The 10,482-nt window shown below is 61.2% G+C and carries 9 protein-coding genes; 5 read left to right on the forward strand and 4 right to left on the reverse strand.

Annotated features, from left to right (window positions below; all coding sequences use genetic code 11):
• Positions 1-40: 40 nt before the first annotated feature.
• The 3 genes from topA to ACLH0I_RS10205 all read left to right on the forward strand — a co-directional run bounded on the left by topA (position 41) and on the right by ACLH0I_RS10205 (position 3,732).
• On the forward strand, positions 41-2,653 hold the full coding sequence (gene topA / locus ACLH0I_RS10195; RefSeq protein ID WP_411386944.1) for a type I DNA topoisomerase: 2,613 nt from the start codon (positions 41-43) through the stop codon (positions 2,651-2,653).
• A gap of 214 nt (positions 2,654-2,867) precedes the next feature.
• Positions 2,868-3,392, forward strand: coding sequence for a DUF6586 family protein (locus ACLH0I_RS10200; protein ID WP_186705229.1), 525 nt, complete (start codon positions 2,868-2,870; stop codon positions 3,390-3,392).
• A 106-nt stretch (positions 3,393-3,498) separates the two neighbouring features.
• Complete coding sequence (locus ACLH0I_RS10205) at positions 3,499-3,732, forward strand: hypothetical protein (protein WP_250962697.1); 234 nt, start codon at positions 3,499-3,501, stop codon at positions 3,730-3,732.
• Between the two features lie 70 nt (positions 3,733-3,802).
• Here the strand turns inward: ACLH0I_RS10205 and sulA are convergent, their stop codons facing one another.
• The gene (gene sulA, locus ACLH0I_RS10210) at positions 3,803-4,276 is read right to left on the reverse strand and encodes an SOS-induced cell division inhibitor SulA (RefSeq protein WP_003199648.1); all 474 of its coding nucleotides are present in this window, start codon (positions 4,274-4,276) and stop codon (positions 3,803-3,805) included.
• A gap of 10 nt (positions 4,277-4,286) precedes the next feature.
• Positions 4,287-4,895, reverse strand: coding sequence for a transcriptional repressor LexA (gene lexA, locus ACLH0I_RS10215; RefSeq protein ID WP_003199651.1), 609 nt, complete (start codon positions 4,893-4,895; stop codon positions 4,287-4,289).
• A gap of 242 nt (positions 4,896-5,137) precedes the next feature.
• Here lexA and ACLH0I_RS10220 point away from each other — a divergent pair, with 242 nt between their 5' ends.
• Positions 5,138-5,845 (forward strand): TetR/AcrR family transcriptional regulator, encoded by a 708-nt coding sequence (locus ACLH0I_RS10220; protein ID WP_013692622.1) that lies wholly within the window; start codon positions 5,138-5,140, stop codon positions 5,843-5,845.
• Between the two features lie 184 nt (positions 5,846-6,029).
• Positions 6,030-7,025 carry a beta-N-acetylhexosaminidase gene (gene nagZ, locus ACLH0I_RS10225; RefSeq protein WP_411387487.1) on the forward strand — a complete coding sequence of 332 codons (996 nt, stop codon included), beginning with the start codon at positions 6,030-6,032 and terminating at the stop codon, positions 7,023-7,025.
• Between the two features lie 180 nt (positions 7,026-7,205).
• Here the strand turns inward: nagZ and ACLH0I_RS10230 are convergent, their stop codons facing one another.
• Both ACLH0I_RS10230 and ACLH0I_RS10235 read right to left on the reverse strand, forming a co-directional pair.
• Entirely contained in the window at positions 7,206-9,899 is a 2,694-nt protein-coding gene (locus tag ACLH0I_RS10230; RefSeq protein WP_411386945.1) for a DEAD/DEAH box helicase, read from the reverse strand.
• Positions 9,900-9,910: 11 nt separating this feature from the next.
• Positions 9,911-10,477 (reverse strand): CsiV family protein, encoded by a 567-nt coding sequence (locus ACLH0I_RS10235; protein WP_186705225.1) that lies wholly within the window; start codon positions 10,475-10,477, stop codon positions 9,911-9,913.
• Positions 10,478-10,482 lie beyond the last annotated feature (5 nt).

Here is a 10,482-nt window from a genome sequence, read left to right on the forward strand (position 1 = left end):
ACCGCCTTTCACTTTTTAGAATTCAGGAATTTTCTGATCCATGGGCAAATCGCTGGTCATTGTGGAATCCCCGGCTAAGGCCAAGACCATCAACAAGTATCTGGGCAACCAATACGTGGTGAAGTCGAGTATCGGCCATATCCGAGACCTGCCCACCAGCGGTTCGGCTAGCGCCAGTAAGGAGCCAGCCGCCAAGCGCGGCAAGGCTGCTGCCGGTGAAGCGCCGGCGCTGTCGCCGAAAGACAAGGCGCGCAAGCAGCTGGTCTCACGCATGGGGGTCGATCCGGAACACGGCTGGAAAGCCAAGTACGAGATCCTCCCAGGCAAGGAAAAGGTCATCGAAGAACTGCGTCGGCTCGCCAAGGATGCCGACACCATCTATCTCGCGACGGACTTGGACCGCGAAGGGGAAGCCATTGCCTGGCACCTGCGCGAAGCCATTGGTGGGGATGACAGCCGCTACAAGCGCGTGGTGTTCAACGAAATCACCAAGAAGGCCATCCGGGAAGCCTTCTCCCAGCCGGGCGAGCTGGATATCGATCGGGTCAACGCCCAACAGGCGCGGCGTTTCCTCGACCGTGTGGTGGGCTACATGGTTTCGCCGCTGCTGTGGGCCAAGATCGCCCGCGGCCTGTCGGCTGGTCGCGTGCAGTCGGTCGCCGTGAAGCTGGTGGTGGAGCGCGAGCGGGAAATCCGGGCGTTCATCCCTGAAGAGTACTGGGAAATCCACGCCGACCTCGGCACTGCCAAAGGCGCGACTGTGCGCTTCGACGTGGCCCGCGAGAAGGGTGAAGCCTTCAAGCCGCTCAATGAAGCCCAGGCCATGGCGGCGCTGGAGAAGCTCAAGGCGTCCAGCTACAGCATCGTCAAGCGCGAGGACAAGCCGACCAGCAGCAAGCCGTCCGCGCCGTTCATCACTTCCACGCTGCAACAGGCCGCGAGCAATCGCCTGGGCTTTGGCGTGAAGAAAACCATGATGATGGCCCAGCGTTTGTACGAAGCCGGCTACATCACTTACATGCGTACCGACTCGACGAACCTGTCGGCCGATGCCGTGGCGATGGCGCGCACTTATATAGAAAGCGAGTTCGGCAAGAAGTACCTGCCGGACACGCCGAACGTCTACAGCAGCAAGGAAGGCGCACAGGAGGCTCACGAAGCGATTCGTCCGTCCGATGCCAACACCGAGCCAAGCAAGCTGTCGGGCATGGAGCGCGATGCCGAGCGTCTCTACGAGCTGATCTGGCGCCAGTTCCTGGCCTGCCAGATGCTGCCGGCGCAATACCTGTCCACCACGGTCAGCGTCGGTGCTGGCGACTTCGAGCTGCGCGCCAAGGGGCGCATCCTGAAGTTCGACGGCTACACCCGCGTCATGCCGCAGATCACCAAGCCTGGGGATGACGATGTCCTGCCGGACATGGCCCAGGGCGACGTGATGAAGCTGATCAAGCTCGATCCGACCCAGCACTTCACCAAGCCGCCGGCCCGTTACTCCGAAGCCAGCCTGGTCAAGGAAATGGAAAAACGCGGCATCGGCCGTCCTTCGACCTATGCCGCGATCATTTCCACCATCCAGGACCGCGGTTATGTGGCGCTGCACAACCGTCGTTTCTATTCGGAAAAGATGGGGGACATCGTCACCGAACGTCTGTCCGAGAGCTTCTCGAACCTGATGGACTACGGCTTCACCGCCGGCATGGAAGAAAACCTCGACGACGTGGCTCAGGGCGAACGGGACTGGAAAAATGTCCTCGACGAATTCTATGGCGACTTCAAGAAAAAACTCGAAGTAGCCGAAAGCCCTGACAGCGGCATGCGCGCCAACCAGCCGGTCATGACCGACATCCCGTGCCTGACCTGCGGGCGTCCGATGCAAATCCGTACCGCCTCGACTGGCGTGTTTCTCGGTTGCTCGGGCTACAGCCTGCCGCCCAAGGAGCGCTGCAAGGCTACCGTCAACCTGGTGCCGGGCGACGAAATCGCTGCGGACGACGAGGGCGAGTCGGAATCCCTGGTACTGCGCGGCAAGCATCGCTGCCCGATCTGCAGCACGGCGATGGATGCCTACCTGCTGGATGAAAAGCGCAAGCTGCACATCTGCGGTAACAACCCGGACTGTGCCGGATACGAGATTGAAGAGGGCACTTATCGCATCAAGGGCTACGAAGGCCCGAGCCTGGAATGCGACAAGTGTGGCAGCGAGATGCAGCTCAAGACCGGCCGTTTCGGCAAGTTCTTCGGTTGCACCAACCCGACCTGCAAGAACACCCGCAAACTGCTCAAGAGCGGTGACGCGGCGCCGCCGAAGATGGACCCGGTGAAGATGCCTGAGCTCAAATGCGAGAAGGTCAACGACACCTACATCCTGCGTGACGGCGCCTCCGGCCTTTTCCTGGCAGCCAGCCAGTTCCCGAAAAACCGCGAGACCCGTGCGCCATTGGTGATGGAGATCGTGCCGCACAAGGACGAGATCGATCCGAAGTACCATTTCCTCTGTGAAGCACCGCAGAAGGATCCGGAAGGGCGTCCGGCGGTCATTCGCTACAGCCGCAAGACCAAGGAGCAGTACGTGCAGACCGAAGTCGATGGCAAGCCGACCGGCTGGAAGGCCTATTACGACGGCGGTAAGTGGACGGTTGAAGACAAGCGTTGATTGAACGCCTGTTTAGGCGAGACCCCCATGGCGATGGAGCTTGCTCCCGCTGGGCGGCACAGCCATCCTCGATAGGGCCCGACTGAACAAAAAGGCCACATGACAACCATAGGTTTTCATGTGGCCTTTTTGTTTTTGGCTTGCAGTGGCCTTGGTTGATCCACGACACTGTCGCACTTGCGTGAAGCTTTCATTTCGTTGGGGAGATGCCGCCATGGCCCACGAACTCTATACCCGCACCAATCAGAAAATCTATTTCGCCGGTCTGTCGCTCGAAGCGCTCACCCGGGCCGAAGACGGGCGTGCGATGAATTCCCCGGCGCTGCTCCAGGCAGGGCGTGAGTCCGCGCTGTTTCACCTATACGGTGCGTTGTTGGGGTTATGCCATGAAATCGCGGGTTTCTATCGCCTGCCACAAGCGAATGCGCCGCGGGCCGAGCTGCTGTTGACCCGCGAAGTGCTGGAAACCATCGCCATCCCGGAAATGGCCGAAATGGTCGAGCTGGCACACAACCCGGAAACCTGGCTGGCAAAGCTGTTGGCGGCCCATGCGGCGCTGTTCGAGCCGCCACGAGCCCCGCGCAAGCCCAAGGGGGACGTGACCCAGCCGTTGATCGTGGCGGTCAATCTGGACGAGCAGGATCCCGAGCAGGAGCTGAGCCGGGAAGAGCTGGAGAGCTGGCGCCAGAACCTCAAGAGCTTGGCGATACGCTTTCGTGAAGGGTTGAACGAGTGCTGAGTTTCCCTTCGGCCCTTTACGTCCATTGATAACGCTTGGTCAAGATCCCGAGCGGAGCCTGGCCGATGACTATATAATCCTCGCCTTTCGTGGAGAACAGACTTTTATGCCTACGTCCTTTCTAGAAATTGTCGAACTTCCTGATGGCCGCATCGAGCTGCGCAGGGCCGAGGACGAGGGTTCTCTGGTTACCCTGAACTTCTCCGAAGATGCCAAGGTGTTCCTCCAAGGCCAGCACGTCGAAGTCGCCAAGGCGATGTTGAGCGTGGGCGTCCAGATGGCCGGTCGCCTGGTTGAAGGCGAATTCAACAAGGATGAGGGGCCGCGGGTCCTTCATTAATCCCGCCTGTCGGCTTTTTGAATAATGTGACTGACCGGCTTCTCTGTCTTGGAGAAGCCCCGCGTTTGTCTTAGCCCAATCGAATATTCAGGCTTTGTGCGTCCCCGGTGCGGGCGGCGCTGATCAACTGTTGCCGTGCGGTCGCGGTCAATGGGTTGAGCCAACTGACCACGGTGTGGCTACGGCCCAGGCGCAAGGCTTCGCAGGTCAACTGTTGGGCGCTTTGGGTGCCCCGTGGCTGTAACAACAGGATGCGTTCACGGTTCAGGCCGGCATCCCGCAGCCAGGCCTGGGTAACGCTGGCCGGTGGCGCGATCAGCGTCAACCAGCGAGCATCCTGGTCCTGGCTGAGTTCTCGCAGAATCGGCGCCAGCAGGTTCAGGCAGTTTCCGGCCGCACCACGTAACGACAGTTCGCTGAAAGCCTCGGGTTCGACGCCCCAGGGCGACTCGATGACCTCTTTCAGGACTGGAACCAGCGGTTGGGCCATGAATGCCTCGAACAGCGGAAGTTGTGTGTGTTGTGGTGTGTGAGGGAACTGCATAAAGCCTCCTTTAGCGGCGAATGACGCCGACGCTCAAGCCTTCGATGACCAGGTCCTGGTCTTTCAGGTTCACTTCGATGGGGGCGAACTCCGGGTTCTCGGCAATGAGCCAGACCTTGCTGCCGTCGCGCTTGAAGCGCTTGACGGTCACCTCGTCGCCGATTCGCGCCACCACGATCTGGCCATTGCGGGCTTCGCGGGTGGTGTGGACGGCCAGGAGGTCACCGTCGAAGATACCGATGTCCTTCATGCTCATGCCGTGTACACGAAGCAGGTAATCGGCCCGTGGATGGAAGAACGAAGGGTTGATGTTGCAGGATTCCTCGACATGCTGCTGGGCGAGGATCGGTGCGCCTGCCGCGACCCGGCCAATGATCGGCAGGGTGGTTTCGTCGGCCTTGGCTTCGAAGCCAGGGATGCGAATGCCACGGGATGCGCCCGGGGTCATTTCGATCGCGCCCTTGCGCGCCAGCGCCTTGAGGTGTTCTTCAGCCGCGTTGGGCGACTTGAAACCCAGTTCCTGGGCGATTTCCGCGCGGGTCGGCGGGTAGCCGTTGTCTTCGAGGCAGCGTTTGATGAAGGCCAGAATCTCTGCTTGGCGTGGCGTCAGCTTTAGCATATTGATCGCTCTGTCTTTTTATACAGTGACTGGGATTATATACAGTGGACGCCGCTTGGCAATCCTCCTTTTTTCGCGGGCCGCTGGACGGTCGTTCGGCTTGTTGGTTGGGGCAGGGCTACCACCTGTGAAAAGGTGTGGTTAAATACGTGACCGACCGTTCGCAAAACGCCCCGGCAGGCTTGACAACCCCCTAGGCTGAAACGTATGTTTCAAACAAGTGTTTGTCAGGCGGAGTAACCATGGCCCAGTCGGAAACCGTTGAACGCATTCTCGATGCTGCCGAGCAGTTGTTCGCGGAAAAAGGTTTCGCCGAAACCTCGTTGCGTCTGATCACCAGCAAGGCCGGGGTGAACCTGGCGGCGGTGAATTATCACTTCGGCTCGAAAAAAGCGTTGATCCAGGCGGTTTTCTCGCGGTTCCTCGGGCCTTTCTGCCTCAGCCTCGATCGTGAACTGGAGCGGCGCCAGGCCAAGCCCGACGTCAAGCCAACCCTGGAAGAACTGCTGGAAATCCTGGTCGAACAAGCCCTCGTCGTGCAACCGCGCAGCGGTAACGATCTGTCCATTTTCATGCGCCTGTTGGGCCTTGCGTTCAGCCAAAGCCAGGGCCACCTGCGGCGTTACTTGGAAGACATGTACGGCAAGGTCTTTCGTCGCTACATGCTGCTGGTCAACGAAGCCGCGCCGCGCATTCCGCCCATCGAGCTGTTCTGGCGGGTGCACTTCATGCTCGGCGCCGCCGCGTTCAGCATGTCCGGTATCAAAGCGCTGCGGGCCATCGCTGAAACCGATTTTGGCGTGAACACCTCGATCGAGCAGGTGATGCGCCTGATGGTGCCGTTCTTGGCAGCCGGCATGCGTGCCGAAAGTGGCGTCACCGATGAGGCCATGGCGGCCGCGCAACTGCGTCCACGCAGCAAATCGACGCCAGCGCTGGCCAAGGCTTGAGCGCACGGGTGGGCGCGGGCTGCCTACATCCGCTAAGCTAGCCGCCCATGTCGACTCTCGTTTCGAACCCGTTCCATTCTTTATTGCATGACCGCGACCTGTCGGGCCTTGGGCCTGGCGGTGTGGTCGTGTCTGTGTCACCGCACGGGTTCATCGTTATTAAGGAAATGCTATGACTGCTGGCCTGCAAGGCTCGTTGATGGTGGACGTCGCCGGTACCTGGCTGACGGCCGAAGATCGCCACCTGTTGCGCCAGCCCGAGGTAGGCGGCCTGATCATTTTTGCCCGCAATATCGAGCATCCACGTCAGGTGCGCGAATTGAGTGCGTCGATCCGCGCCATCCGTCCCGACCTTCTATTGGCGGTGGACCAGGAAGGCGGCCGTGTTCAACGGTTGCGCCAAGGATTTGTGCGGTTGCCGGCCATGCGGGCGATAGCCGACAACCCGAACGCCGAATACCTGGCCGAGCAGTGCGGCTGGATCATGGCCACCGAAGTGCTGGCGGTGGGTCTCGACCTGAGTTTTGCGCCGGTGCTGGACCTCGATTACCAGCGCAGCGCCGTCGTCGGCAGTCGTGCCTTCGAAGGTGACCCCGAACGCGCAGCGTTGCTGGCCGGTGCCTTCATCCGTGGCATGAGCGCCGCCGGGATGGGGGCCACTGGCAAGCACTTCCCGGGTCATGGTTGGGCCGAGGCTGATTCCCATGTGGCGATCCCGAACGATGAGCGCAGCCTGGAACAGATTCGCGCCAACGACCTGGTACCGTTCGCCAAGCTGAGCAAGCAACTGGCCGCGGTCATGCCGGCCCACGTCATCTACCCGCAGGTTGACGCCAATCCAGCTGGTTTTTCTCGCCGTTGGTTGCAGGACATCCTGCGCGGCGAGTTGCAGTTTGACGGTGTGATCTTCAGCGATGATTTGTCGATGGCCGGGGCTCATGTGGTCGGTGATGCCGCCAGTCGTATCGAGGCGGCCTTGACGGCGGGCTGCGACATGGGCCTGGTGTGTAACGATCGCGCCGCCGCGGAGCTGGCCCTGAGCGCTGCCCAACGCCTGAAGGTCAAGCCTTCGGCGCGGATCGCCCGCATGCGCGGCCAGGCCTGTGCCTCCACGGAATACCGCCAGGACCCACGCTGGCTGGCGGCGCTCGGCGCGCTGAGAGCTGCGCAGCTGATGTAGGGGATTCTGGTTGTGTGAACATTGCAACACCCCCCTGTGGGAGCGAGCCTGCTCGCGATGACGGCAACACAGTCAGCATCTAGGCCGGCTGAACCACTGCTATCGCGAGCAAGCTCGCTCCCACGGTGGCTCTGCGGTGAACACCAGACTCATGGACACCCAGGATGAGTTGAGGGAGTGTCAGCGCTTCTCGAGCTTGTCCGGCAGCGGCGCGAACAGCGCCTCGATATCGTCGCTCTGCAATTTCCAATCGCCGGCCACGCGTCCATCCAGCACGCCAGCGGCGAGGTCGGATTTTTCCTTTTGCAGCAGTTGGATCTTCTCTTCCACCGTGCCTCGGGCTATCAGCTTGTAGACGAACACCGGTTTTTCCTGGCCGATGCGGTAGGCACGGTCGGTGGCCTGGTTTTCGGTGGCCGGGTTCCACCACGGGTCGTAGTGAATCACGGTGTCGGCCTCGGTCAGGTTCAGGCCCACACCACCGGCCTTCAGGCTGATCAGAAAGATCTGACGCTTGCCACTCTGGAACTCCTTGACGGGCGTGCGTCGATCCCGGGTCTGGCCGGTCAGGATGGCGTAGTCGACGCCGCGTTTCTTCAGTTCATCCTCAATCAGCGCCAGCATGGACGTGAACTGCGAAAACAGCAGTACCCGGCGCCCTTCTTCAAACAACTCTTCGAGCATTTCCATCAGGCTGTCGAGCTTGCCCGAGGTGCTGCCTCGGGCGGGCAGGGTGGCGTCGTTGATCAGGCGCAGGTCGCAGCACACCTGGCGCAGCTTGAGCAGTGCTTCGAGGATGATGATCTGGCTGCGAGCCACGCCTTTGCGGGTGATCTCGTCGCGGACTTTCTTGTCCATCGCCAGGCGCATGGTTTCGTAGACGTCCCGCTGGGCGTCGCTGAGTTCGACCCAATGGATGATCTCGGTCTTGGGTGGCAACTCCGTCGCCACTTGTTCCTTGGTCCTGCGCAGCAGGAAGGGTTTTATCCGACCGTTGAGGTGCTGCAGTCGTACATCGCTGCCGCGCTTTTCGATCGGTACACGGTAATCGCGGTTGAAACTCTTGACGTCCCCGAGCCAGCCCGGCAACAGGAAGTGAAACAGCGACCACAATTCGCCCAGGTGATTTTCCAGCGGCGTACCGGACAGGCACAGCCGCTGGCGGGCGTTGAGCTCCCGGGCGGCCTGGGCGGCTTTGCTGGTGGGGTTCTTGATGTACTGGGCTTCATCGAGGATCAGTACGTGAAGTGGCTGCGCTTTCAGGCGCTCGACATCCTTGGGGAGCAGGGCATAAGTGGTGAGGATCAGGTCGTAATCCACCAGCCGTTCGAAATGTTTTTTGCGTCCCGCACCGTAAAGCGCCAGGACCTTGAGCTGCGGCGTGAAGTGGGACGCTTCGTCGAGCCAGTTGGGAATCAGGCTGGTCGGCATCACTACCATGCACGGACGGTCGAGGCGCCCGGCATTTTTTTCACTCAGAATGTGCGCCAGGGTCTGTAGGGTTTTGCCCAGGCCCATGTCGTCCGCGAGGATGCCGCCGACTTCCAGCTGTCGTAGCGACTGCATCCAGCTCAGGCCTTCGAGTTGATAAGGCCGCAGCGTTGCGTTCAGGCCCTCTGGAGCGGTGGCGGTGTAATCCTTGATGTCCCGCAGGCGTTGGGCCAGGCCGCGAATGTGTTCGCCACCTTCCCAGGTCAGCGGCATGTCCTGCAGCGGGTTCAGGCGCAAGGCGTCCGCGCTGTTGAGGCGCAGTTTGGTGGTGCCGGGCTCTTGCAGGTAAAACTCGCCCAGGGTCGCCAGCACCGGTTTCAGCCGGCCATAGGGCAGGGCCACTTGCTGCGGGCCGAACTCCGAGTTCGGGCGGTTGGGCAGGTTGACCAGGATCAGCTCATCGTCCCGGCGCCGGGCCAGGCGTTCGGGATTGAACAATTCGATGTGCGAGCGCATCAGGTTCAACAGGATCGGCAGCAGGCTCAGGCGCTCGCCGTTGACGATGATCCCCAGCTCCAGGTCGAACCAGTCCCGCTCCGGCGTTTCCTCGACCGTGGCATACCACTCGTCCACCGCCGTCAGGTCAAAGCCGAAGTCCTCGTCGATCTGCAACTCCCAGCCCTGGGTGCGTAGTTTCGGCAGGTCGTTGAGGGTGAAGGTCAGCCAGGCGCTGTCGTTGACCATTTCGTACAGTTCGCCGGCGCTTTCCGGCAGGGCCTTGCTTTGTCGGGTCGCGACCTTGAAGCCGAGGATTCGTAGTTGTTCGCGGTAGGACTGTTCCACATCGGTGTGGCGTTTTATCCGCAACGTCTGGGTTTCCTGGCGAATCAGCACGTCGGTGTTGCGCTGGCCGCTGACGTATTCATCCAGATAACTGAAGGACAGGGCGGCGCGGTGCTGGATGTAGCGCTGCATCTTGCCGTTGCGTGGCTCGAAGGCGCTGAACTCGATACTGGCCAGCCACAGGCGCGGCACCGGCTGCACGTTGTCCACCAGCACTTGTGGCGGGGCCTTGGGGCTGCGGTTGTCCAGCACCGCCTGGAGTTTCTCCAGCAGGTGGGCGTCCTTTTCGGCGGCCGGGTAGGCCAGGGTTTCCTGGACTTGCAGCAACACGGCCGCGCAGTGCTTGCAGTTGATGCGCACCGGGCATGAGCACGCGGCTTCGAGCAGAATCAGCGTGCCCTTGGCTGACTCTTTAAGGCGAATGGTCTGACGGTAGACGCTGCCGCCAGAGCCTTCGCAACTGGCGATGATGGTGCTATCGCCAGCCTCGACGATCCTGACGCGGTTTTCCAGCGCGTAACGGCGCCCACGCTCCAGGCTCTGTTCCTTGAATCGATTGACCCAGGAGGGTGCCAGGGGTTTGCTCAGGGGCGAGGGCATAGGCGCGCCAATCAGTCCGGAATGACTTCAGGTGCCTGCCGAGGTGCGGGCGCAGTCAGCGAAGTGATCTTGATCAACAGGCCGAGGTGACCGTTGTCGAGGAAGTTCAGTTGGCCATTCTTGGTATGGCTCTGCTGTTTGAGGCGCTCGCTGGCGGTGACCAGGCCATTGGCGTCGATCTGGTTGACCCAGAAATCGGCATCCACGTCGGTGAAGCGCCCCAGTTTCAGTTCCAGAGTACCCTCGATGGGAAACTGGCCAAACTGTTCAGTACCGTCGCTGATGGCGACTTTTCGGCCCTGTTCGCCGAGGGTCTGCTGCCAGGCCTTGTGCATCAATACGGTGTATTGGCCGCTGGCGGTGAGTTTCTCGACGACGTTGCCCAAGGCCGGCGTGCGCTGGCTGTCCGCGCCCAGGCGTTGCGCGCCGGCGTCCCAGTCTTCCGGTGCGGCACGGCTGACAATCGCCGGCTCGGCGTTCTGGCGTACCAGGATCATTTCAACCTGATACAGGTCGTCGGCGAACGCCAGGGGAGCGACCAGGGTCAACAACAAGGTCAATGAGCGAAACAGGCGCATGGGGC

This window comes from Pseudomonas sp. MPB03 (genome assembly GCF_046605385.1).
Classification (GTDB): Bacteria; Pseudomonadota; Gammaproteobacteria; order Pseudomonadales; family Pseudomonadaceae; genus Aquipseudomonas; species Aquipseudomonas zanjanensis.

What these genes read in the sequence shown, in the direction of transcription:
- ACLH0I_RS10235 (WP_186705225.1), bottom strand. Translation starts at nt 10,477, where the DNA reads ATGCGCCTGTTTCGCTCATTGACCTTGTTGTTGACCCTGGTCGCTCCC.
- ACLH0I_RS10220 (WP_013692622.1), top strand. Translation starts at nt 5,138, where the DNA reads ATGGCCCAGTCGGAAACCGTTGAACGCATTCTCGATGCTGCCGAGCAG.
- ACLH0I_RS10205 (WP_250962697.1), top strand. Translation starts at nt 3,499, where the DNA reads ATGCCTACGTCCTTTCTAGAAATTGTCGAACTTCCTGATGGCCGCATC.
- ACLH0I_RS10200 (WP_186705229.1), top strand. Translation starts at nt 2,868, where the DNA reads ATGGCCCACGAACTCTATACCCGCACCAATCAGAAAATCTATTTCGCC.
- topA (WP_411386944.1), top strand. Translation starts at nt 41, where the DNA reads ATGGGCAAATCGCTGGTCATTGTGGAATCCCCGGCTAAGGCCAAGACC.
- ACLH0I_RS10230 (WP_411386945.1), bottom strand. Translation starts at nt 9,899, where the DNA reads ATGCCCTCGCCCCTGAGCAAACCCCTGGCACCCTCCTGGGTCAATCGA.
- lexA (WP_003199651.1), bottom strand. Translation starts at nt 4,895, where the DNA reads ATGCTAAAGCTGACGCCACGCCAAGCAGAGATTCTGGCCTTCATCAAA.
- sulA (WP_003199648.1), bottom strand. Translation starts at nt 4,276, where the DNA reads ATGCAGTTCCCTCACACACCACAACACACACAACTTCCGCTGTTCGAG.